At 60.7% G+C, this 23423-nt stretch carries 15 protein-coding genes and 2 pseudogenes; 5 read left to right on the top strand and 12 right to left on the bottom strand.

All coding sequences use genetic code 11. The annotated features are described in order from the left end of the window. Nucleotides 1-1582: pseudogene (locus tag AC0L2P_RS09440) on the bottom strand (OmpA family protein); the annotation flags it as partial. A 7-nt stretch (nucleotides 1583-1589) separates the two neighbouring features. Then, nucleotides 1590-2255, bottom strand: coding sequence for a DUF3450 domain-containing protein (locus tag AC0L2P_RS09435; protein ID WP_473500958.1), 666 nt, complete (start codon nucleotides 2253-2255; stop codon nucleotides 1590-1592). 138 nt (nucleotides 2256-2393) lie between these two features. Between AC0L2P_RS09435 and AC0L2P_RS09430 the strand changes: the two are divergent. The 3 genes and pseudogenes from AC0L2P_RS09430 to AC0L2P_RS09420 form a co-directional block, all read left to right on the top strand. Then, nucleotides 2394-2579, top strand: a pseudogene (locus AC0L2P_RS09430) (transposase domain-containing protein); the annotation flags it as partial. A 241-nt stretch (nucleotides 2580-2820) separates the two neighbouring features. After that, nucleotides 2821-2952: a glycosyltransferase gene (locus AC0L2P_RS09425; RefSeq protein ID WP_473500957.1), complete on the top strand. Its 132-nt coding sequence runs from the start codon at nucleotides 2821-2823 to the stop codon at nucleotides 2950-2952. Between the two features lie 81 nt (nucleotides 2953-3033). Then, nucleotides 3034-5994 (top strand): trifunctional glycosyltransferase/class I SAM-dependent methyltransferase/polysaccharide deacetylase, encoded by a 2961-nt coding sequence (locus AC0L2P_RS09420; RefSeq protein ID WP_473500956.1) that lies wholly within the window; start codon nucleotides 3034-3036, stop codon nucleotides 5992-5994. Between the two features lie 84 nt (nucleotides 5995-6078). Here the strand turns inward: AC0L2P_RS09420 and AC0L2P_RS09415 are convergent, their stop codons facing one another. After that, nucleotides 6079-6759 (bottom strand): peroxiredoxin-like family protein, encoded by a 681-nt coding sequence (locus AC0L2P_RS09415; protein ID WP_473500955.1) that lies wholly within the window; start codon nucleotides 6757-6759, stop codon nucleotides 6079-6081. A gap of 18 nt (nucleotides 6760-6777) precedes the next feature. Next, complete coding sequence (locus AC0L2P_RS09410) at nucleotides 6778-10077, bottom strand: ATP-binding protein (protein ID WP_473500954.1); 3300 nt, start codon at nucleotides 10075-10077, stop codon at nucleotides 6778-6780. 240 nt (nucleotides 10078-10317) lie between these two features. Between AC0L2P_RS09410 and AC0L2P_RS09405 the strand changes: the two genes are divergently transcribed. Next, the gene (locus tag AC0L2P_RS09405) at nucleotides 10318-12090 is read left to right on the top strand and encodes an adenylate/guanylate cyclase domain-containing protein (protein ID WP_473500953.1); all 1773 of its coding nucleotides are present in this window, start codon (nucleotides 10318-10320) and stop codon (nucleotides 12088-12090) included. A 62-nt stretch (nucleotides 12091-12152) separates the two neighbouring features. Here the strand turns inward: AC0L2P_RS09405 and AC0L2P_RS09400 are convergent, their stop codons facing one another. The 3 genes from AC0L2P_RS09400 to AC0L2P_RS09390 form a co-directional block, all read right to left on the bottom strand. Continuing rightward, nucleotides 12153-13544, bottom strand: a complete 1392-nt coding sequence (locus AC0L2P_RS09400; RefSeq protein WP_473500951.1) for a hypothetical protein — start codon at nucleotides 13542-13544, stop codon at nucleotides 12153-12155. 207 nt (nucleotides 13545-13751) lie between these two features. Beyond that, nucleotides 13752-14276, bottom strand: coding sequence for a GNAT family N-acetyltransferase (locus tag AC0L2P_RS09395; protein ID WP_473500950.1), 525 nt, complete (start codon nucleotides 14274-14276; stop codon nucleotides 13752-13754). A 97-nt stretch (nucleotides 14277-14373) separates the two neighbouring features. Then, nucleotides 14374-15174, bottom strand: a complete 801-nt coding sequence (locus AC0L2P_RS09390; protein ID WP_473500949.1) for a hypothetical protein — start codon at nucleotides 15172-15174, stop codon at nucleotides 14374-14376. Nucleotides 15175-15378: 204 nt separating this feature from the next. On the opposite strand from AC0L2P_RS09390, the gene AC0L2P_RS09385 reads away from it, so the two are divergent. Continuing rightward, the gene (locus AC0L2P_RS09385) at nucleotides 15379-16794 is read left to right on the top strand and encodes a DUF5939 domain-containing protein (RefSeq protein ID WP_473500948.1); all 1416 of its coding nucleotides are present in this window, start codon (nucleotides 15379-15381) and stop codon (nucleotides 16792-16794) included. 67 nt (nucleotides 16795-16861) lie between these two features. Here the strand turns inward: AC0L2P_RS09385 and AC0L2P_RS09380 are convergent, their stop codons facing one another. Genes AC0L2P_RS09380 through AC0L2P_RS09360 form a run of 5 tightly spaced genes read right to left on the bottom strand, consistent with a single transcriptional unit; the run spans nucleotide 16862 to nucleotide 23332 of the window. Next, the gene (locus AC0L2P_RS09380) at nucleotides 16862-17341 is read right to left on the bottom strand and encodes a class I SAM-dependent methyltransferase (RefSeq protein WP_473500947.1); all 480 of its coding nucleotides are present in this window, start codon (nucleotides 17339-17341) and stop codon (nucleotides 16862-16864) included. Between the two features lie 21 nt (nucleotides 17342-17362). Continuing rightward, on the bottom strand, nucleotides 17363-18544 hold the full coding sequence (locus AC0L2P_RS09375; protein WP_473500946.1) for an ABC transporter permease: 1182 nt from the start codon (nucleotides 18542-18544) through the stop codon (nucleotides 17363-17365). Then, nucleotides 18541-19539, bottom strand: coding sequence for an ABC transporter permease (locus AC0L2P_RS09370; protein WP_473500945.1), 999 nt, complete (start codon nucleotides 19537-19539; stop codon nucleotides 18541-18543). Before AC0L2P_RS09370 ends, AC0L2P_RS09375 begins: the two co-directional genes overlap by 4 nt. Nucleotides 19540-19541: 2 nt before the next feature. Beyond that, on the bottom strand, nucleotides 19542-21440 hold the full coding sequence (locus tag AC0L2P_RS09365; protein ID WP_473500944.1) for an ABC transporter substrate-binding protein: 1899 nt from the start codon (nucleotides 21438-21440) through the stop codon (nucleotides 19542-19544). Beyond that, entirely contained in the window at nucleotides 21437-23332 is a 1896-nt protein-coding gene (locus AC0L2P_RS09360) for an ABC transporter ATP-binding protein (protein ID WP_473500943.1), read from the bottom strand. Before AC0L2P_RS09360 ends, AC0L2P_RS09365 begins: the two co-directional genes overlap by 4 nt. Nucleotides 23333-23423: the final 91 nt, after the last annotated feature.

Below are 23423 nucleotides of genomic sequence, written 5' to 3'. Positions count from 1 at the left end.
CAAGCGGGTCTCTCAGGCCGGCAATATAGAATTGGCCATCGCGCACCTTTTGTTCGGCAACGATGATGCCCGGCTGGCTCGCCAGTCGCGACACATAGGCCTGCCAGCGCTCCGCCGCGCGTGCTTCGGGGCTCACATCACGAACCCTGGAGATGTCGAATTCCGGTCCGCCTGCCGAAAGCTGTCGGGCCGCCGCGCGCGCGCGATCTATCCAGGTGTCGGGAGCCTCACCCTCGGCAACGATGCGATCATTGACGATCGAAAGTCGTACTGAATCCGGCGGAACCAGCGACGCCGTTAGCCGCCTCAGCACGAACTCCGGCTCAAGGCTCTGATAGAATTGCCACTGTGAATGAACGCGGGCGGGATCGACCTGCGTTCCGGCCAACAGCGACTGCGGGTCGGCGGCAAGCGGGTCTCTCAGGCCGGCAATATAGAATTGGCCATCGCGCACCTTTTGTTCGGCAACGATGATGCCCGGCTGGGTCGCCAGTCGCGCCACATAGGCTTGCCAGCGCTGCCCGGATTGCCAGGAAAGAAAGAACCAACCACCCGCCGGAATCAAAACCAGCAGGACTGCAGCCACCACCAGCCACGGAAATCCCTGGTTTGATTCCTCCTGCTTCAGTTCAACGCAGGTCTGCAACTGCGTCTCTACGCCGGTCAACTGCGAACTGTCGCCGTCGAACTGCTCTAGAGCCTGGGAGCATTCAGCATGGATGCGAAGCAATACATCGCGAATTGTTTCATGTAATTCCTCCGGCGGATTTCCCCGGATCACCGCAACCAAGGTCGCAAACGGTCCAACTTCCGACCAGAGACGAAGCTCCCCGAATCGAATAGTGTCCAGGCCGCTCTGTTCTTTCTCGTTAAATGAGTCTTTCACAAAATCTTGAATTGCACTAAGCATCGAAGAAATGAGTTGAGGATCTTCGCTGGTCGCATTATCGGCAGTTACGTGCGCTATCAAAAGCCCGGAGTTGCGATTTATAAGAAAGACGTGTTCTACACGATAGACGAGAGAATGCTTAAGAACAACTTCTGAGAAGCTTGCACCTGTTCTCCAAGCTTCAAGTCTCCACTTGAGCCCATGCCAAGTAAATATATGTCTTAAAGTTTCATTCAGCGATTGAAAGGTTTGGTCGATCTTTTCCCCGATCGACTTGCGAATAGCCGGCAGAAACACCGGGTACAATATATCCGTAAGCGTACGCGGGCTCTTCTGGATCGACCGTTGCACGGCCCTCTCGACAGCCGGCGCAAGCGCCTCGCCGAGTTGCGCATGAGCCGCACGTGCGGCTGCACTGGGGAGAACACCCCCAACTGCAGCCGCAAGCTGCTCGGGTTCGTCGAGCAGGTGCGTAACTCGTGAAAGCTCCGAAATTTCGCGGCCGACCAGCAACTGGCGCAGCGTTTCCATGCGAGGATCGGCGGTTGGGACTCCGTCGAGACGCGCACGATGCTCCGGATCAACGTTCCGGGCAATTTCGATCAAAAGGCGAGCCAGAGCCTCGCGATCAATCTCTGTATCGTTCGAAGCTGTTCTTTGAGGAAGGCTGATTGGGTCGACGGTTGACGTCAAGTTCCGATCAACTCACTTTCCAGCTACGCTCAGAGTTGCCCTTGCTACCGACGGGATCCTGATTTAGACATTTTGCAACCTCGACAAACAGGCCAGCCAAAAGATTTCGGTCGGTCTTGACATTGCCGAGATCGGAAAACATTTTCTCCATTACCATCTGAATGCTATCATTCTTTTGCTTGATTTCCTCACGCAGCAAATGATCGTTTCGATTTATCCGGTCCGCAACTTCGCGCTCAAGCTCGCTCAATTGATCCGACAACGAGCGCACCTGCTTTTCAAGCGCCTGGTTTTGCTCGCGAAGATTCCGGTCAATCTCCTTGTCGGCGTCGGCTCGCGCGTCTTTTTCGTTCCGCAATTGCGCCGCAAGCGAGTCGACCTGCTTCTTTGCATTTGACTCGTACATTTCAAGATTGCGCTTGGCCTCGGATTCGACATCCTTGAAGCGCTGCAAGACCCGTTCTTCAAGCTTGGAAAAACGGCGGTCATAGTCCTGCATCTGGTTGCCGAACAGCAGATCACGTATCTTGTCGACACCTACAGCGTCGCCGGATGCCCCGCTCTCGCGAGCCTGGCCCGCCATGAAGGTCAGCCCGTTTCCGTCTGGATTACTTATCAGATTTGCGTCCGCTTTATTTGCCGAAGAAGCGGTACTCGAAGATTCCTTGGCCATCCCATGCCCCTTCTTTTTAACAGCTGCCACAGTGCTATTTTAGAAACTGATAAACATGTCAGCAAAATAGACGGCCCGCAAGCCGGAATCTTCTCGGCTTAAGTCGGTTCGTGCGTCCCCATTCGGGTAAATTTGGACATGCGGCTCGACCTCGACAATCTGCCCAGCGAACCGGCTCTTCTGCGGCATCTTGTGCGTGACATGGAGGCGGTTGTCGAGCGCTGCGACGGTGAGATCGAGCCCCTTAAATCCATCATCAAGCAACTTCAGGGCTCGCAGTTCGGCCGCCGCTCCGAGCGGCTCGATCCGGATCAGCTTGCGCTCGCGTCTTCCTCCGGTCATCTTTTTTGCCGATGAAACGCGCGAGCGGAGATGCCCCGGCGCATCGACCTCAGCTCTAAGCCGTGGGGCATGCGCGCTTGCCATTCAGCTTGTCTTCAAGTTTTTTGCCTGCCTCTAATTCGCCCTTATCTTGACAGGGCAGTGCTGGCAGCCGATTCCGTCATCCGGTTTTGACATTCGCCGACTCTTGCCGAAGAAAACGAAAGCTCGATGATCCGGGACAATGCTAGTGCAAGGCGGTGTGGTACCGATGTTCAATGCCGAGCAAACCGTCGGCGCAACGCTTGCCGGTATCGGCCGGCAGATCTACCAGATACTGGATATAGTCGTCGTGGACGATGGGTCGACGGACTGATCGGCGTCGATTGTGACGGCCTACGCCGAGAAAGATCAACGCATCTTGCTCTACTTTCGAACCGGGCACGGGTAAGACGGCGTGGCGCATGATCCCTTGGTTTCAATCGTGGTTCCTGCGCACAACGCGGAGGTAACGCTGGCGCGCGCACTCGATTGCCTTCTCGATCAGGACTTTGCTAACTGGGAGGCGATCGTCGTCGATGATGGTTCGACGGACGGTACCCCGGCGATCATTGCCGGTTATATGGAGCACGATGCCCGATTTCGGACGTTGAGCTCATGCGCGCATAGCGCGGCGGGGGCGCGCAATAGCGGGATTTCGACAGCGCGCGGCCGCTGGCTCATGTTTCTGGATGCGGACGATTGGGTGGATGCCAGCTTCCTTGCGAAAATGCTGGCCGCACTGAAATCCGCGCCCGATGCGGTCGCCGCCTATTGCGGTTCCCGGCGCGTTATGCCCGATGGCGAACTCACGCCGTCGAGCATCGCAACGGAGGTCGCGATCCAGCCTTTCGAGACATTCGCACGCCGCTGCGCCATCCGCACTCACGCGCTGCTGATCGATCGTGCGACGATTGCCGCGTTGGGCGGTTTCGACGTTTCGTTGCGCACCTGCGAGGATTGGGATTTGTGGCAGCGCGTCGCGCGTTTGGGCAAACGCTGGGTGATCGTCGACGAGCCGCTCGCTTTCTACCGGGCCAGCCCCGACTCGCTCACTCGCAATTCGATGCAGATGCTGGCAGATGCGGAAATCGTGATCGCCCGCGGCTTTTCTCCTGATCCCAGGGTCAAACACCCGGCAGCGGCTCACGCCAATGGAGCGATCGAGGCGAAAGGCGGCACCGCTTCCGAAGCACTCGCGTGGTTCGCCTTGTGGAACGCCGCGTCGGATTGCGGCTGCGGCTCGCGCTCGATCGGCCCGCAGTCCCTGCGCGCGCTCCCGGCAGGACGTAAGTGGGCGCGTGAGATCGCCAAGGTGGTCTTCGATGGCCTTATGGCAGGAAGCCTGTCGGTGCCGGCGCAATTGGCTGCCAGGTGGGACAGGTTCGGCGGCTCCCTCACCGAGCTGATCACCGAACTCGGCAAGGTCTGGAAAAATCCCGACGCAGGTCGCCGCGTCCAGTATCACCTTGAGCAAATGCTGCTCGACTTCGACGATCTTGCCGCGCCGCGCAGCCTGGCACGGACACTTGGAATTCGTGTCGACGCGCGAAATCCGGCCTCGATCGAAGTGCCGGAAGGAATAGATCAAATCTATGCCTATCTGATGATGGATGGCCAGATCGAGGCTCTCGTGCAGTTCGGCGTACTCGGGACAGTGACAAGGCGTCATTGGATTGAATTGATCCTGGATGTCGTGCCCCCTGAGCGGCTTGTAGACAGTGCGGCAAGGTTTGCGGGACGATCACCTGTCCCGCAACCGGCCGCCGGCGCCGATACGTCAAACACGCTCGCAGCCGAGGCATTGCCAGCCACAGCCGAAGGCGGGCCTGATCCGGACAGCCACTTCGGCAAACTCGCGCGGCTGGCCGCAGAAGCGCGGGAGCTGGCTCTGTCGAGCGCCGAACCTGCGGAGCCTCCTGCCGCGCCGCGCCGCGCACGGCCCAGGCACGACAAGGATCGCACGTCGTTCTGGAATGGCTATTTCGCGACCGAGGATCCCTGGAACTACGGTTCGTCCTATGAGCAGGAAAAATATGAGCGGCAGCTCGAAATTCTGCCTGCCGGTCGCATCGGACGGGCGCTTGAGCTGGCCTGCGCGGAGGGGCACTTCACACGGCAGCTGGCGCCGCGGGTAGGCCATTTGACCGCAACCGACATCTCCGCCGTAGCGGTCGGGCGAGCGCGCGCGCGATGCGGCGATCAGTCGAATGTTGAGTTCGGCGTACTGGATTTCTCCGCGGACACGCTGCCGGGTGAGATGGACCTGATCGTATGTTCGGAAGTGCTCTATTATCTGGATGATCTCGCCGAGTTGCGGCGCATCGCCAAAAAAATCGTTGAGGCATTGGCGCCTGGGGGCAGTTTCATCAACGCACACGCATTCGTGCTACGCGACAATATTGAAAGGACCGGCTTCGACTGGAACACGTTCGGCGCACAAGCGGTCTCAGAGACGCTGGCAGGGACCGAAGGCCTCGTCCTCGAGCAATCGATCCAGACCGAGCTCTACCGCATAGACCGCTTCCGCCGCCTGTCACCCGACGACGTGGCGACGGAACCGGTGATTGATCATGTGCCAATCCGCGCGCGCCTCGAAATCGGGGTCGCGCGAAATATCGTCTGGGGCGGGGCGCGGGCCCTGCGCCGCGACGTTGCACGTAGCGAGCGGCGGCAGCGTATCCCTGTCCTCATGTATCACAGCGTCTCCGATGAAGGTCCGGCCGCGCTCGCCCGTTTTCGGCTCACGCCCGCCGCATTGCACGAACAGATGATATGGCTGCGCGCCAACGGCTTTCATGCGATTAGGTCCGAGCAGCTGGAATGGTTCATCGCCAACCGTCAAACTTTGGTTGGCCGCCCAGTGCTCATCACCTTCGATGACGGCTTCCAGAACTTTGCCGACCATGCCTGGCCGATCTTGCGCGCGAACGACCTGACCGCGGAAGTGTTCCTGGTGACGGACTTGGTCGGTGAAAGCGCACGGTGGGATGCCGACAGCGGTCCACCGACACCGCTTATGGACGCCGGGACGGTGCGACGCCTCGCAGCCGAAGGTGCGTTCTTCGGAAGCCATCTGGCGACGCATCGCGCAATCGATGGTCTTTCGAGTTCCGAGCTAGCCGCCGAACTGCTGCGATCTCGTATGTTCATAGAACGGTGGACCGGCCGGCAAACCACGGCGTTCGCGGCACCCTTCTCTGTCACTGACCGGAGGCTAGGCCGGCTGGCCAAGGAGTGCGGCTATCGGATCGGCTTCGGCGGCAGACACGGGCCGGCGGACCTCGATTGCGATCCCATCGACCTTCCGCGCATCGAAATTCGCGGGGATCGCTCGCTCGATGACTTCGTTGCCAAAGTCGAGGCCGTGCTCGCATGAACGCTGAACTTGTCAGCGTCTGGATTGGTACCAAATTGGTTCCGCTTTTTGTTCAGTGCCCGCCCGTTTACCTCGTTCGCAAGTCTATTGGGCGACTTGGGACACGGCTGACATCAGCTCCTGCGGGTTTGGCTTCCCAAACATGTATCGCCCGCCCTCTGGAACCTCCGTGAAGCTCCAGCGGACGATCCCCTGTCGGTCCAATAGGAATTGACCGACCAGTTGTCCGTGTCCTGTTGCCATCATCTGCTCGTCGGCTTCGGTCACTTCGTAATGGTCCTTCTTGTTGAGGAATTCGCTGGCCACCAAAGGATCCATGGGACCGGGCAACTCGCCTGGTATATCGACCCGCATATCCTTTGCCGCTGCCATCGAGACCTTGTACGGCCAGTTCGTCTCGTTTTGGGTGAATTCGAGATTGGGCAGTCCAAAGGCACGATGTGAAGCACGTTCAGGGTCGGAGGCCGCAAGCAGATTCGGCATCGGATGGTAGCGGAAATAGAGACGCGCCCGTTCGATCGGCGTGTTGACCACCGTCAGGCTCTCCACGCCCTTTTCGCGCAGCTCCGGATCAAGCCGCGCCTGGGCGGCGATATAGCGCCGGCAAAACGCACAATGCAGACCTCGAAACAGGCCGACCAGCACCGGTCTTTGTCCGCGAAAGTCGTCAAGCGCGATCTTGCCTTCCTGGGTAATGGCATCGAGTACCAAGTTCGGCGCACGGTCGCCCGGTTGAAGCGGTATCAAGTCATTACGCGCGGACATTTCCAACCTCCACCCCGGCTAGTCGAGAAAAGGCAGCACCACGAGCGCTTCCGGGTCGAACCCGTGCTGGACGCATATACCCTGCGCCAGGGAAAAATAGCGTTCGGCCTCGGCCAGATTGTCGAGGTCGAGATTAAGCGTTGCAAGACCATCATAGCACGGAAACAGCAGTTGGGGTTCGCCCGTTTCGCGGGCTACGTCCAGTGCTTCGTGGAACAAGCTAACCGCCAGGTCCGGACGGCCGTTGCACTGGTGGATCTGCCCAAGCACGATCAACGGCACCGGCAGGTGCTCGCGCTGGTCGAGCGCCCGGTCGATCTCGATGGCCTTCTCGGCAGCAGGGACGCCCTCCGTTGGACAGCGATCCGTGAAAGTACAGCAAGCGACCGCCAGATTGGCGAGGAGGCGCGCCTGGAAACCCAAATCACCAATACGGCGCGCCACTTCAAGACCGCGCCGACAGACCTCCATCGCCTGTGCCGGATCGATGGTCGTGTAAAGTACGCCGAGATTGGTGTAGCCGCGGCAGGCCGCGCCCAGTAGACCGGCGGCTTCGGCCAATTCAATGCTGCGCTCAACCTGACGCACAGCCTCACGGTTTCGCCCAAGGCGAGCCAGCGCGACAGCCTTGGTATTGAGTGCCTCGGCGGTCACAAGAGTGGCATCATGCCCTACCTCGGAGATTTGCTCCGCTGTCAGTGTGCCTACGCAATCCAGCGCCGCATCTGCCCATTTTGCCGCGAGAGCGTGATCTCCGCTACGGAACGCCTGTCGGCCACGTTCTTGCCACAGATGCGCCTGCTCGATCGGGGCATCCGCTCCATCGAGGAGCGCTGCCGCCTCAGCGTAGCGGGGTTCCGCCTTGTCCCGCTTGCCGACGTCCCAGAGCAGCCGACCGATCTTACGCAAAACTCGCGCCGACGCGACGTGATTGGCAGACTCGCGGTATGCCTGCAACACCGTCTCGTAGTGGTGGTGTGCGATCTCGCGGCGGCCTGCCGGGCCGCTCAAATCGGCAATGCGCTCTGCAATTGCCAGTTTGAGCGGTGTTTGCCCGGTCGCGTCCAACGCAGTCAGTGCTCGCTCGTAGAAACGAAGGGCGTCGTCGTTGGCGTATATCATGCGAGCGCGATCGCCTGCCGCCTGCAGGTAATGCGCGCCCTTCTCCCGCTCCGCGCTCTGTGCGAAATGATGACCGAGCACGGTCAAATCCTCAAGCCGTTCCGGCTTATCGCCGAACAGTTGCTCCAAGGCAGCACCGATCCGGCCGTGGATTTCGGTCCGGCGTTGCAGGAGCAGGTTCTGGTAGATCACGTCCTGCAGCAACGTCTGGGTAAAGCGGTAGCTTTGCGACGAGACCGAGCCGGATCCGGCAACTTCCTCGATGATTTCCGCATCGCAAAGCAGTTCGCAGCCGGCTTCAAGCCGGCCGGGGTGGGCTGTCACGGTTTTCAGAAGTGTGGCATCGAAGCGCGGGCCGATTACTGCGGCCTCCTGGGCCAACCGGCGCACCTCTTGGGGCAGCCGGTCGACGCGGGCAAGCAACATTGCCTGGATAGTGGCGGGGATGCCGGTTGCGACTTCGCCGGCCACAGTCCGCCATCGCTGGCCCTCTCGCATCAGTACACCGCGATCGATAAGGCCGCGAACGATCTCCTCTACAAAAAGGGGGTTGCCGCCCGCGCGCTCGAGGATCTGGTCGACAAGCCCTCCTGCGGAGTTTACCCAGCTCTCGCCGAAAAGCGCCGCGAGCAGGCTGCGTCCGTCATCACTGTTGAGCGGCGGAAGCCTGAGCGCTGTGTGACTGACCCGACTTGAGTCGAGCTGGTCGTTCTCCGGCGCCGGACGATGCGTGACCAGCAACATCAACCGCGTGCGTTCCAACCTGTCCATCACGAAACGTAGTGCCTCGAGCGACACGGCGTCGGCCCAGTGCAGGTCTTCGACGACAATCAATAGCGGCGACAACGCAAGCCGCCGTTCGATGATTGTGCGGACTGCGTAGAGAATTTGCCGCCGCAGCTGCTCAGGCTCGACATGCTGCAAGGTGGCATCGGGGTCGCCAAGGCCGAGCACATGATAGAGCAAAGGCATCAGCCGCTTCGCCTCCTCGCCCTGCAGGCCGAGGTCGGCAAGCAAGCCTGCGAGCTTCCCCCGCATTTCGTCCCCATTGTCGTTTTGCATCATCCCGGCAGCACTGCGCACCACCGCGCCCAAGGCGCCAAAAGATTGTTCACCCAGCGGTGAGCACGTGGCCTGCCGCACGGCGAGGTTGCGAAAACGGTCCTCGTCGCCGACGCGGGCGACGAACTCCTTCACCAGCCGCGATTTCCCGATGCCGGCTTCTCCGACGAGGCGGACAAGTTGGGCCGAGCCGCTGCACGCCTGGTCAAGGCTCGCCATCATTCTATTGAGCTCCGCACCACGACCTATCAGCGGCGCACTAAGGCCGAGCGCCTCGAGCCCACGCGCTGCACGCGGGGCCGCTAGCGGTGCGTCCAGTCGATGGACGAGCACACTGCCAGCCTTGCCGTGAAGCACGACATCACCCATCGACTCGTAAGAGAAGGCATGCCGGGTCAGCCTGTGAGTGAGCTCGCCCACCAGCACCTCACCCGGTGCGGCCAGCGATTGCAGGCGTTGCGCCGTATTCACTGTGTCGCCGGTCACCGAATAAGATCTGGCGGCGCCGATGCCCAATCCGCCTGTAACGACCGGACCAGTGTTTATGCCGATGTGGAGTAACAGAGGCGAGCCGGAGTGGGGGGTGCTTTTGCCGAGCCGCGCCGTCCGGGCGATCATGTCGAGAGAGGCGCGAAGTGCACGTTCCGGATCGTCCTCATGCGCGACCGGCGCACCGAACAAAGCGAGCAGTGCATCGCCGATGAATTTGTCTACGAAACCACCATAGTTTCGCACGGCCGCCGCCAACTCCTTGAACAGTTCGTTCTGCAGCGTTTGCATGACCTCGGGGTCGAGCTGCTCGCTGAGTGTCGTGAAGCCGCAAAGATCGGCGAACAGCACCGTTACCGTCCGGCGATCGGCGTCAGAGACGGGATGCAGCCCTTCTTCGCTTTGGATGTTCGGAAGCAGCGACGGAGTTTGAGAAGGCGGCACAATGGTCCGGCTTGCTGTCGGAGCAGGCCGTTCGACAGCTTTTGCGGGCGAACCGACGCTTGCCCCACATTTCGGACAGAACTCGAAATCAGGTGCGCAGGGGTAGCCGCAACTGGCGCATGGCACGGGCTGGCGCCTGCCACACCTCGGACAGAAAGCGTAACCGCCCTCAATCTCGAAACCGCAGCCTGAGCAGTCCATAGAACAAGACCTCACTAGGGGCCGTGACGGCGTGATCTCGCTAAACACTTCACGGCCAGGGTATTCACAAGGATGAACCGATAGCCATCGACCAGCAAGTGGCAGCGCAAAGGGCATCGAGCGATCGGTGCGGTTCCAGTGGCAGAGCGCTGCCGATTCGGGCGGCTGCGCGGCCATTCCTTGCGAAAGTTCACTCTTGCCTCCGTCTTCCTGCTATCTTGGAGATGAGGTGACGGACCTGTGAGCGAGAATCGTAAGCTAGCCGCAATTCTGGCTGCAGATGTGGTCGGATACAGCCGGCTCGCGAGCGCGGATGAAGATCGTACTTTGGCGAGGTTGCGGGCACTGCGCAGCGACCTGATCGATCCGATCGTCGCAGTGCACCACGGACGGGTGATCAAGCGCACCGGGGATGGGGCGCTGGTTGAGTTCCGCAGTGTTGTGGATGCCGTGCGCTGCGCCATTGAGGTTCAGAATGGTATGGTTGAGCGCAATGCCGGCGTGCCACAGGACCGCCGTATCGAGTTCAGGATCGGCATCCACCTGGGGGATGTGGTCGAGGAAAGCGACGGCGACCTGATGGGCGACGGCGTCAACATCGCCTCGCGTTTGGAGGGCGTCGCGGCGCCCGGCGCCATCTGCCTGTCCGAGGATGCCTATCGCCAGGTCAAGGCGAGGCTCGACCTCTCGGTCAGCGATCTCGGCAGCACGCAGCTCAAGAACATCGCTGAGCCGATCCGGGTCTACTCGCTGCAAGTCGGTAGCGCCGGGACCAAGGCGGCCGCGATCTCGGAAACCGCAACGAGCCGGCCGGCGACGGCAGCGCCGCCCAAGCTGTCGATCGCCGTCCTGCCGTTCGCCAACATGAGTGGTGACGCCGAACAGGATTACTTCGCCGACGGCATCTCTGAAGACATCATCACGGCGCTGTCCAAACTGTCGCAGCTCTTCGTCATCGCACGCAATTCGTCGTTCACCTTCAAGGGCCAGAACGTCCACGTGCAGGAGGTGGGCACAAAGCTCGGCGTGCGGCATGTACTTGAGGGCAGCGTACGCAAGTCGGGAAACAGGGTACGCATCACCGCGCAGCTCATCGATGCAACCTCGGGCGGCCACCTTTGGGCGGAGCGGTTCGATCGCGACCTGACCGACATATTCGCCGTGCAGGACGACGTGACGCAGCAGATCGTCGGTGCGCTGACTCTCAATCTGACCGAGGGCGACCGTCAGCGGCTGGCGCCCGAGCACCCGCGCAACACGGAGGCGTATGACTGTTTCCTGCGGGGCCGGGAGCTGTGGCACCGGCTGACGAAGGAGACAAACGTCGCAGCCCGCGACCTCTTGCAACGTGCCATCGAACTGGACCCCAAATTTGCCTCTGCCCACGCTTTCCTCGCCCTCACGCACGGACTCGATTACCTGAACAGGTGGAGTGCGTCACCGCCGGAATCGATGGTGCAGGCGGAAGAGGCCGCAACGCGAGCGGTAACGCTGGATGGCAGCGATCCCTGGGCGCACTGGGCGCTGGCTATAGCCAAGCTGTACACACGACGGCACGATGGAGCCATCAGCGAGGCCGAGCGCGCGATAGTCCTCAATCCGAATTTCGCCGAAGGGCACGTCACCCTCGGCGAGGCGCTGTACTACTCGGGCAGATCCGAGGAGGCCCTCGAGAGTTTCGGCCGGGGGAAGACCCTGAATCCATACTTCTCGGATGTGCTTCTGCACTTCCAGGCTTTGGCCCTGTTTCAACTAGAAAGGTACGAAGAGGCCGTTGACTTCTTGATGCAACGGCTGGCTCGCAACGCTGTCACCGACGTGTCGCGCGCGCTTCTGGCCGCAAGCTACGGCCATCTGGGCCGTTTCGCCGAGGCCCGCGCGGCATGGCAGGAGGTGCTTCGCGTCAATCCCGACTATTCGCTGGAGTACCGTCGCAAAGTCTTGCCCTACAAGAACCCTGCCGATTTCGAACAAGTGGTGGACGGGCTCCGCAAGGCCGGTGTCTTGCAATGACAGGTGAGGGTTATGCGGCCGGATCGAGGCTCACCGATAGATCGCCGTTGCTTGGTTGCGCACTAGGCTGAGTTCGCCTTGATCTCTGCCTGGCCGATCTTGCGCCATCGGGCGTTTTCGCGAACCAGTTTCAGGTCGTCGGTCGTCTCGGCAAATGTCCGCAAACGGTATTGCCGGAGCAGATCCGGGAAGAGCGCCCCTTCCGGCAGGCCGGCAAGCTGCTCGCGGACCGAGATCTTTTCATCGATGACCCGCATGCCCCAGGCATTTTCCCGAACCTGCAGCTCCGCGGCCAGATCGCGCTCTTCCGGCGCGTTTTCATCTAGGGCAGCCAGCAGGATCGAGTGGAAAAGCGCTATATAGCCAATCTGTCTCAGGCCGCCCACAACCCGGACGCGCGGCAATATGGCAAGGACGAGGAACGTCAGGAACAAGTTCGGCAGCAGCACGCCGTCCAGCAGCGCCTGCCTGAGATGCGGCCGCTCGAACGGGATGGAAAGACCATGCGGCCTGCCAGGCTCGACCAGATTCCCGTTCTCGAGGACGAGCTTGCGCACGCGCTCCTCGCGGACGCCCCAGAAATAGGCCGTGGCATTGGGCAGAAACCTGCCAAATGGGCTCGATGTTGCGTCTTGCAAGGCACGTTCGAGACGCTGGCGCCTTGCGGGCTCAGTGAGCAGCCTGGAAAGAAGGCTGCCGTCATGTTCTAGATGCCGCGCCGTGGCGGCCGCGGCGAGCCGATCATCGATGAAAACCGGCAGGGCCATGCCGGAACGATCCCAATCGGCGACCAGATCCTCGTTGAGGGCTGTCAGCGCATCGGCGGCGGTTCCAAACACCTTGCCCTGGCTGGCAAGCAGTGTGCCCAGCCAGCGGCTGGCATCCGTTTCATCGCCCACCGCCTCGAGCGCGTGCTTGTTGAGGGAGACGGGACCGGCCACGCAGGCGCTTTTGCGGCACAGTTTGTGGCGCCCCATGCCAAACAGGTTGACCTTGTCGTCGCCGACATCGAGCCATCCCGGCCCCTCCCGGCCAACTGTCTCCATGGTCATCGTCGTTCCCATGAAGCCGAAGAAGGCCGACAGCCCGTTTTCGACCGCGCCGAGCCAGGCAAGCAGGAGGGCATCGAAGGTGATCCGGTCCATCAGAAGCAGGCAGTGCAGGCCGGACTGAATCACCGGTCTGTGCTCGAACTCGTCGAGGGCTTTGCCGATCTCCTCAGATTGCATCATGATACCGAGGCGCTGATGCAGGACTTCGCGCAGGATCGATCGGGCAGCGATCGCCGGGCCCGATGCAGGCCTCGCCACCGGCCGCCACAGATGGCGGGCGTAATCGGAAACCGGTGCATTCCAGTTCTGCTCGATGTCGCGCACGACCTCCGGGCAGAGCAGCGACAGCACAGCCAGAATTTCCACCGGAGGCGTAGGCGTTGGGTCAAAGACGGCGGTCATTGGTCCCGTCTAGCCGCTTGCGGTGCAAACGCCAAGCGAGACCAGACTTGCTGGATGCGGCCGGCCCACACATAGATCGTCAACTCGACCGAGATGGTGTGAGACGAAATGACCGCATCCCACGCAGTTCTTCATGAGCAATCACCTGTTCGCCGACTCGGCACGAATCGTCAGATTGGCTAAACAGCTAAGGCCAAACAGCGGATATTAGAACCGCAGCCGGGCCATGCTCAGGAGATCGTGGTACTGCCCGTCGGTAAAGCCGGCTTTCACATGCCGGCCTTCGACCTCAAAGCCGTGGCTTTTGTAGAGACGGACGGCCGGTTCGTTGTCGGCATAGACGGTCAATTCGACCCGCTTCAGGGCGCGCCAGTTGTCGGCCACGTCAAGCAGCGCGCCAAGTATGGCAGAGCCGATACCTTTGCCGACAAAGGCGTCGTCAAGGCCGATATTGATCTCGCCGATATGCGAACGGCGCGGCGAGCCCTGCACGACCAGGCTGCCGTGGCCGACGACCTTTTCGTCCAGCTCGGCAACGATCCAGGTGGTTTCCTGGCCGGACTTGGCGATGCGCCGCTCCACCTGCTCCACCATCTCGAAAGGCATCCTGAGCGTGCCCCAGCGGAAGCCCGGCATGTTGAAGATAGCGCAAAGCGCCTCCGCATCGCTTGGCCGGACGGACCGGAGCTTCGGCTGGATTTTCTCGGAGGGCGGCGAGGTCGTGCTGGTCATGGCGTTCCCGCGAAGGCAATCGGCCCGGTACGATGCACCGGACGACACCTGAAAATCCAGCCGTCTGTGCAACCTATGATGCCGATTGCGAGCTAAACTACCGGGAGGCGGCGTAGAGTTTGAAGACGCCGCTGATGCCGATCCAGCCGAAAAGGGCGAGCCAGCACAATGTCCCGGTCGCGGTCCAGTCGATTCGGTGCACCGCAGCGTCGGTGATGAGGACGCCGAGGATGGCAAGCAGGCCAACCAGAAACTGCGCCAACCCGAGCACCAGCAGTTCCTCGCGCGGCGCACTTCTCCAGACGAGATATATACCGCCCGCACCGGCGAGAAAGATGGCGCTGTAGACCTGAGCGTGGAAGGCATCGATCGGCCATGGCCAGATGCCACTGAATGTCAGGGGAAACAGCAACAAGCCGACGCCATAGAGCCCAAGGATCGCAGATTCCGCCGGCATGTTGCCGCGCCATACGGAATTTAAGGTCACGCCTTTTGCAGAAGGACGGGCCCTGGCCCGCCACAAGAACAGTCCGGATACCGCGGCCGAAGCAAGATAGACCAAAAACCACAGCCAGGGCGCTTTGCGCTCGAAGTTGAAATAGCCGAGATTGATGAACGAAACCACTGACACGATGACGGTGAAGATGAAGGCCATGACGAGCACGAGCCTGCCGGGCGACCAGCGATTCCAGACCAGCAGCGCCGCCATCACGATCATTTCGGCGGAATAGAAGCCGCCGAGGAAGCGCGCATTGAACGGCGTGACGGCCCAAGGCCAGCCCGGCTTGATCAGCGCAGGCGCGAAAAACAGGCCGGCCCCTACGGTCAGGACGATGATGACCACCACAGAGAAAAGGCGCAGGGCCGCGGGAAATGGCGGGTTGTCGGATGCCGGCATGGGAGAAAATCCCGAAGATGAATGCTCCATGAACCATCATAGTGCTGCTTGCGGCCGGTTAAAATCCGCCGAATGGAAATTGAAGTGTCATCAGGCTTATCCATTCGAATGGCCGTACGGTCCGTTTCGAAGTAAGATGGAGCGCTCGGACCAAAGACCGGTCCGGTCAAAACGCCTCGAGGTGCATTTTCCGGAGCCTGCACGATGAACGAAGCTCAGGATCTGTTCTCGCTTCTGCGACAATCGGCCAATGTCGATCCACAGGCGGTCGACGCGATCGGGCGAACCATCGCGGAGGGCGAGGACCGCGAACTTTGCCGCATTAATGCGCCAGCCTTCGCCAGCAAGCATGGTCTCGACGAGGAGCGCGCCATAGGCGCCTTTCTCCATGCGGCGCGGGTGGGCATCTTCGACATTTCGTGGAATGTTCTGTGCCCCGGCTGTGGCGGCGTGCTCGACACCAACGCCACGCTGAAAACCCTGCAAAAGGACGAATACACCTGCGCGCTGTGCTCCGAGGGCTATTCGCCGACCCTCGACGAGATGGTCGAGGTGACATTCACCGTCAATCCCCGTGTGCGCAGGATTGCCGCCCACAATCCACACGAACTGCCGGTGGCGGAATATTTCCGCCAGATCTACTGGGCGTCCGGCGTCGATCTGCCGGAAGGGGATTTCGCGAAACAGATGGAAGCGTTCTCGCTGGAGGATATCGAGCTTGCGCCCGGTGAAAAGGCGGTTCTGCCGATACAGCTTCCGTCCGAATTCATGATCGTCTTCGAGCCGGTCACCCACTCAGCGCAGTTCATCGACGGGAAGGGCGAACCAACAAAGGAGCGCCGGAGCCTCTCTTTGGCCTTCGATCGCGACCATGTCCAGAACCAGACGCTGGAGATGCAACCCGGCCCGTTGCGCATTTCGCTGGAAAACAGGACCGACACCCGCGTACTGCCGACGGTCTTCATAGCCGGCCAGGCATTGCATGATTTCCTGGGAAAACGCCGGCCCTTCCTGACCGCCAAGCGCCTGCTCACCAACCAGACATTCCGCGATCTCTATCGCACGGATACACTCGACATCAACCAGCGCCTGAAGATTACGAGCTTGACGTTCCTGTTCACCGACCTGCGCGGATCGACCGAGCTTTACGAGCGGGTGGGCGACCTTTCAGCCTTCGATCTCGTGCGCGAGCATTTCCAGGTTCTGCACGAGATCGTCACGGCGGAGGCGGGCGCGGTGGTGAAGACGATCGGTGATGCGGTGATGGCGACCTTCGCGACGCCTGATCGTGCGATTGCTGCAGCCCTCAGGATGCGCGATGCCATGCGTATGCTCAACGACAAGAGCGGGCGCGAGGATCTGCTGCTCAAGATCGGAGTCCATGCCGGCCCTTGCATCGCCGTGTCTATGAATGAGCGACAGGACTATTTCGGCCAGACGGTCAACATTGCTTCGCGGGTCCAGAACCTTGCCAACGCACAAGCGATCTTCGCCACTCGGGCGGTAGTCGACGACAATCTCACCGCCGATCTGTTGCACAGGAACGCGCTGACGCCCGTGCCCCACGAGGTCTCGCTGCGTGGCATCGAGCGAGAGATAGCGGTGTATACGATCCCTTGAAGGCTTGGCCCTTGAAGACTTGGCCCCTGAAGAGTTGGCCCCCAAAGATCTGGCTCGTCTCGGCTCCTCACACGCGTCTGCAGACAAAATAACGATCCGCGGGCACCGAAGGCGGCGGCGGGAGGCATTGCAACTGCGGGTGATCGAGCGGCGTGCCGCTGACCGCGATGCCGCCGACGCGAAGCAGTCGGGCAACCAGATCGGGGAGCCAGGTAGAGGTCACTGCATCGCGATCTTCATAGCCGGTGCCGATGTCGGCATGAACAAGAGCCGCATCGATGCCAATGAACCTGCTCGCCGTCTCGCGTATTTCGCCGAGCACGAGGTTTTCAGCTTCGGGAATTGAGGTGGCGTGTGCGGCAAGTGCGCGGTCGAACGCTACGATCCGGCGTCCGGGCAGGCGCTCGCGCAGATGGTGGAATGTCCTGCCATTGCCGAGGCCGAGCTCGAGCACGGGGCCCTCAATCTTCGCCACCTCGGCGCAGACATGATCGAGTATGTCGCGCTGTGCGGTCATCCTGCGGATGAAACTGTCGAGGCGACTCATGTTCGATTGTATGTCCTGATCTCACTTGTAGGGGTCCGCGGCGTCCCGCAACCCGTCGCCGAGGAAGTTGAATGCCAAGATGACGAGAACGACCGGGAGCATCGGTAAAAGCAGCCATGGGTAGAACGCGATCACGCTGACGCTGCGCGCCTCGGTGAGCAGAATGCCCCAGCTGGTTATCGGTGCCCGCAGACCGAGCCCGAGGAAGCTCAGCGCCGTCTCGCCCAGGATCATGCCGGGTATGGAAATCGTCGCCGTCGCGATCAGATGCGACATGAAGCCGGGAATGAGGTGTCGCCGGATAATGCGGCTGCTGCTGGCGCCCATCAATTGCGCGGCCAAAACGTAATCCTCCTCGCGCAAGGCTAGAAGCTTTGAACGCACGGCCCGCGCCAGTCCGGTCCAGTCGAGCAGCCCGAGGATGACGGTGATGCCAAAATAGATCAGGATCGGACTCCAGGTTATCGGCATGATTGCCGCAAGAGCCAGCCATAGTGGAATGCTGGGGATCGATTGCAGAACTTCGATTATCCGTTGAACGACCAGGTCGAAGATACCGCCGTGATAGCCGGCCAGTCCTCCGATGACTATGCCGAGCAGGAAGCTAAAACTGATGCCGACGAGACCGATTGTCAGTGAAATGCGTGCGCCATAGATGATGCGCGAGAAGACATCGCGCCCCAGCCTGTCGGTACCGGCCAGAAAGAGCTGGCCGTTTTCAGCAGGGCAGACAAAATGCCTGTCACCTTCGATCAGGCCCCAGAACCGGTAACTGTCGCCCTTGCAGAAGAAACGGATCCGCTGAACATCGTCCTGTTGCTCGATGTAGTTCCGCTTGAGGGTGTCCATATCCAGCGCCATATGGCGGCCATAGACGAATGGCCCGACGAGCTGGCCGTTGTGGAACAGGTGCACCCGCTGCGGCGGCGAATAGATGTAGTCCATGTTGCGCGTGTGCAGATCGTAGGGCGCCAGGAACTCGCAGATCAGTATCCCGAAATAAAGCGCTGCCAGGAATATGCCGGATGCAAGGGCAAGCCGGTGCCGACGGAATTTCCACCACATCAGCCGCAACTGCGACGCCTGAAAGACCTTCGACTGCTCCGGCGTCATCGCCTCGACCGATTGCAGGTCAAAGGGCGCGATGGAAACGTAGTGTTGCAGTGGAGCACCCGGAGCGGGCAGCGGTGATTGCGTGTTCATTTGGTGCTGCCGCCTTGCAAACGAATTCGCGGATCAAGCAGCGCCAGCGCCAGGTCGGAAATCAGGACGCCGATGACCGTCAGGAAGGCGAGGAACATCAGGAACGACCCTGCCAGATACATGTCCTGGCTTTGCAGCGCCTTGATCAGCATCGGCCCGGTCGTTTCCAAGGACAGCACGATCGCCGTGATTTCGGCGCCGGAGATGATTGCCGGCAGGATAGAGCCGATGTCTGAAATGAAGAAATTGAGCGCCATGCGCAGCGGATATTTGACCAGCGCCCTGAAGGGATGAAGACCTTTGGCGCGCGCGGTCACGACATATTGCTTATGTAGCTCATCGAGCAGATTGGCGCGCAGACGCCGGATCATGCTTGCCGTGCCCCCGGTGCCGATGATCAAGACCGGAATCCAGAGATGGGCGAGGATCGACTTCGCCTTAGCCCAGCTCATCGGCTCGCCGAGATATTGCTGGTCCATGAGATGGCCGATGGATGTGCCGAACCAGATGTTGGCGAAATACATCAGGATCAGTGCCAGCATGAAGTTCGGAATGGCAAGGCCGAGAAGGCCGAAGAAAGTCAGGCCGTAGTCGCCCCAGCTGTATTGATGCGTGGCGGAGTACATGCCGATCGGAAAGGCGATGAGCCAGGTGAAGATGATCGTGACAAAGGAAACCAGCACCGTCAGCCACATTCGGTCCCCGACGACGTCGCGAACCGGCAGCTCATATTCGAAGGAATAGCCGAAATCGCCGTGCAGCATCCCGCCGACCCAGTAGAAGTAGCGAATGACCGGTGGCTGGTCGAAACCATATTCCTTGCGCATCATCTCGATGCGATCGGACTCCACCGCTTCGCCCTGAGCCCGAAGCTCGGCAACATAGCTGTCGAAGTAGTCGCCTGGTGGAAGTTCGATGATCGTGAACACCAGTGCCGATATGACCAGCAGCGTTGGAACCATCACGGCAATTCGCCAGACAATATATCGAAGCACGCTCAGGACTCTCCAAGCCAGAATGTATCCGGCATATAGACACCGAAATAGGCGGTCGGGTCGTAGCCGTAGAGCGCCTTGTCAGGCAGATTGCGCAGCCGCGAGGACGCCAGAACCGGCTGATGCGTTCCGTTCACCGTGCCGATTGAAAACACCTGATCGGTATAGATCGACAGCATTGAATTCCAAATTTCGGCGCGCTCCGTGGCTTCGGTCGACGCGTTCCAGCGCTTGAGTAAAGCCATCAACTGGACCACCTCAGGAAGATCGGGCGCCTCACCCATCTTGCCATGGGACAGATAGTGAGCACCCCAGAGCGGCCATTGCAGCTGGTCGTCGACGGTGGGAGCCAGTTGGTACGGGTTCATGTCGGCGGTCGGCACACCATTGTCGATGCCCGACCACATCGACATCATGATCTGGCCACCAAGCGCGCGGCTTCGGAAGATGTCGCGCTGCGAAGTCCGGATGAACAGGGCGATGCCGATCTTGCGCCAATGATCGGTGATGAGCTCGAGCGCGTCGGTTTCCAGCGTGCTTTCGCCGGCCGTTTCCACTACGAGCTGTGCCGGGCGTCCGTCGGGAAGTATCCGCAGGCCGTCATCGTCACGCGCCTGAAGCCCGACCTCATCGAGCAGGGCATTCGCCTGGTCGGGATTATGGGCGACCCAGGCTTTCGCAAATTCCGGCCGGTAGAGCGGGCTCTCCGGCAGGACCGTATCGGCACTTTCCTGCGCCAATCCGTAGAACACAGCTAAATTGATCTCGCGCCTGTCCACAGCGAGCGAAAGTGCGCGGCGCACGCGCACGTCACGAAAAAGGCCACGCCACACCTGGTCGGCACAATTCAGATTGGGCAGCAGCGCCAGCCGCGAACCCTGTGTGCGTTTCCAGAGATGCATCTTCACCGGGTAGCGCTTCTCCGCATCCTTCAGGAAGGAGTAATCGGTGAAGTCGATTCCCATGCCTTGCAGGTCGCTCTCTCCAGCACCGGTTTTGGCGGAAATAATCGCCGATGAGCTGACATTCATGACAATCCGGTCAACATAGGGCAGTTGCCGGCCATTCTCGTCTATTCGATGAAAGAACGGGTTGCGCTCGAAGACGAATTGCTCCGCCGGCGGCTTGGTCCGGTTCTGCCAGGGATCGAGCGTCGGTAGTTCCGGGTTCTCCGGGCGATACTGCCGCGACATGCGGATATGCAGGAGCGTCCATTTCTTGGCCCGGTTCTCCCTCATTAGGCCGGCGAGCCGGAATGGATCCTGGTATTTCTTGTGGAACTGCTTGAGATAGGCGGCCGGCAGAACAAGCGGTATCGGCGAAGCAGCAGCGAGCTTGGGCAGGAAGTCGGGATTGGGCGCATCCCAACTATAGCGGACCGTCGACGGATCGACGATCTCGAAGCGTGGCGGCTTGCCGTCGGCCAGTAGGGCCGGGGCAAGCCCGCCTTGCGAAAGCTCATCGTTCAGCCAGACATCTTCCCAGCAATAGCGAAAATCCTCCGGCGTCAGCAGGCTACCGTCAGACCATTTATGCCCTTCCCGTATCTTGAAAGTGAAGACACGATCATCCGCTACATCGAAACTTTCGAGAATGTCGGCTTGCAAGTTAAGCGTTTCGTCATAGCCGACCAGGCGAGCGTACCCGTAGATCGTCATCATCCGGATATCTTTCTGGCTGCCGATGATCGTGCGCAGCGTGCCGCCATATTGGCCGGGCTGTCGGCCCATCGCAGCGAGATTCAACGCGCGGGGGCGCTTGGGCAGGCGTTCGGCGAGTGCCGGCAGCGCCCTGGCCTTCAGCTGCGGCTGGAGAAATTCCGGCTCCAGATCGCCGGCGCGCAATGTGCCCGGCAGAAATGCCGAAGCCATAAGCCCAAGGACGGTGCGCCGGCGGATCAATGGCGTAGCTCGCTGATATCGGCCGAACGTCGGGCCAGCACGAGGTGGCCGCCGCCAAGATCGAGCGGCGACAGCATATTCTCGTCGCCCTCGTCACGGAATTGCGGTCCCCATGCGCTCGTGTCGGAAGCGCCGCTAAGCTTCAGCGTCTTGAAATCCATCGGCCTGTCGAGATCGGGAAAAGGTACTGCGGCGACCAGTGAGCGCGTGTAGGGGTGGATAGGTTTCCTAAGCAGAATTTCGCGCGGCGCAAGCTCGACAATACGCCCGCCGCACATCACCGCGATGCGGTCTGCCATGTAGTCCACCACCGCCAGGTTGTGGGATATGAACAGGTAGGTCAGGCCCAGTTCCTTCTGCAGATCCTTCAGGAGATTTAGGATCTGCGCCTGGACAGAGACGTCGAGCGCCGAAACCGGCTCGTCGCAGATCAGGAGTTCAGGCCCCAGCGCCAACGCGCGCGCGATGCCGATACGCTGACGCTGCCCGCCGGAGAAACTGTGCGGATAACGCTTGATGAAGCGCGGATCGAGCCCGATTGCCTGCATCAGGCTCTTGACCGTGGCGAGTCGGGACGCGGCATTGCCGCGTTGATGGATTTCCAGCGGCTCGCTCAAGATGTTCTCCACCGTCATGCGAGGTGAAAGTGACGAGACCGGATCCTGAAAGACCATCTGGATTTTCGCGCGCAACAGGCGCAGGGCGTCTCCCTCGCCTTCCAGGACGTCGATCGGTCCATCGCGGCCGTTGAAGATCACAGAGCCGCCGCTAGGGGTGACAGCCCGCATGAGGATCTTGCTGACGGTGGTTTTGCCGGAGCCGCTTTCGCCGACCAGACCCAGGCACTCACCCCGCCTGATGTCGAAGCTCACGCCGTCCACGGCGCGAATAGAGGTTTGATGATCCCCGCCTAGCCATCCGGACTTGCGGATGGTGAAGACCTTTTTCAGATCCCTGACCGACAGCAGGATGTCGTCCGGCCCCTTCGATACCGGCGCCGTCTGCTTGCCGAGCAGGTTCCCGACATTCACCGGCACCTCGCGGAGCGCCTTTAGCCTTTCGCCAGGCTTCAGGTCGAAATGCGGAACGGCTGCCATTAGACCCCTAAGGTAGGGGTGGCCTGGCCGGCGGAATATCGCCTCGACAGGTCCCGCTTCCATGATCTCGCCATGGTAGATGACCACCACCTCGTCGGCGACATTGGCGACCACGCCGAGGTCGTGCGTGATCAGCAGCATCGCCATGTTCAGCTTGGTCTGAAGCCCACGCAGCAATTGCAGGATTTGCGCCTGGATGGTCACGTCCAGCGCCGTCGTCGGCTCGTCGGCGATCAACAGCGCGGGCCGGCAGATAAGCGCCATGGCGATCATGGCGCGCTGACGCAGTCCTCCCGAAAGTTCAAACGGATACATGTCATAGGCGCGCTTGGGATTGGGAAAGCCGACAAGACCGAGCATTTCCTCGGTGTGCGCCTTGCGCTCCACCCGAGCCATGGGCGTGTGAACCTGCAGGGATTCGCTGACCTGGTTGCCGATCGTGTGCAGCGGCGACAGTGATGTCATCGGCTCCTGAAAGATCTTGCCGATGCGGCTGCCTCTCAACGCCCGGATTTCGGGTCCGTCACGCGGCATCTGCAGGATATCCTGCGTCGTGCCGGGCTTTTCAGGATCGGAAAACAGGATACGGCCGCGAACATGGGCTGTGTTCGGCAAAATGCCCATCACTGCCTGGCTGAGAACCGATTTTCCGGAGCCGGACTCGCCCACAAGCGCGGTAACCTTGCCGGGCAGGACACGAAGATTTGCACGCCTGACGGCATGCAACGGTCCCCCTGTAATGGCAAAAGAGATGCCAACATCCTCGATCCGCAGCAGATCAACGCCCAAATTCATCCTCACACCAGCCCCCACTCTGGCAGTTAAGAAGGCGAGACTAGCGCATTGCCAGCCTAGAGCAACTTGGATTCGCCAGTCCCCTGGCGGA

This window comes from Mesorhizobium sp. WSM4836 (assembly GCF_055811815.1).
Note: the sequence above shows the minus strand (reverse complement) of the source record. Positions and strands in the feature narration are given on the sequence as shown.

What these genes read in the sequence shown, in the direction of transcription:
- AC0L2P_RS09395 (WP_473500950.1), bottom strand. Translation starts at nt 14,276, where the DNA reads ATGACCAGCACGACCTCGCCGCCCTCCGAGAAAATCCAGCCGAAGCTC.
- AC0L2P_RS09360 (WP_473500943.1), bottom strand. Translation starts at nt 23,332, where the DNA reads ATGAATTTGGGCGTTGATCTGCTGCGGATCGAGGATGTTGGCATCTCT.
- AC0L2P_RS09385 (WP_473500948.1), top strand. Translation starts at nt 15,379, where the DNA reads ATGAACGAAGCTCAGGATCTGTTCTCGCTTCTGCGACAATCGGCCAAT.
- AC0L2P_RS09415 (WP_473500955.1), bottom strand. Translation starts at nt 6,759, where the DNA reads ATGTCCGCGCGTAATGACTTGATACCGCTTCAACCGGGCGACCGTGCG.
- AC0L2P_RS09435 (WP_473500958.1), bottom strand. Translation starts at nt 2,255, where the DNA reads ATGGCCAAGGAATCTTCGAGTACCGCTTCTTCGGCAAATAAAGCGGAC.
- AC0L2P_RS09375 (WP_473500946.1), bottom strand. Translation starts at nt 18,544, where the DNA reads ATGAACACGCAATCACCGCTGCCCGCTCCGGGTGCTCCACTGCAACAC.
- AC0L2P_RS09410 (WP_473500954.1), bottom strand. Translation starts at nt 10,077, where the DNA reads ATGGACTGCTCAGGCTGCGGTTTCGAGATTGAGGGCGGTTACGCTTTC.
- AC0L2P_RS09380 (WP_473500947.1), bottom strand. Translation starts at nt 17,341, where the DNA reads ATGAGTCGCCTCGACAGTTTCATCCGCAGGATGACCGCACAGCGCGAC.
- AC0L2P_RS09400 (WP_473500951.1), bottom strand. Translation starts at nt 13,544, where the DNA reads ATGACCGCCGTCTTTGACCCAACGCCTACGCCTCCGGTGGAAATTCTG.
- AC0L2P_RS09390 (WP_473500949.1), bottom strand. Translation starts at nt 15,174, where the DNA reads ATGCCGGCATCCGACAACCCGCCATTTCCCGCGGCCCTGCGCCTTTTC.
- AC0L2P_RS09425 (WP_473500957.1), top strand. Translation starts at nt 2,821, where the DNA reads ATGCTAGTGCAAGGCGGTGTGGTACCGATGTTCAATGCCGAGCAAACC.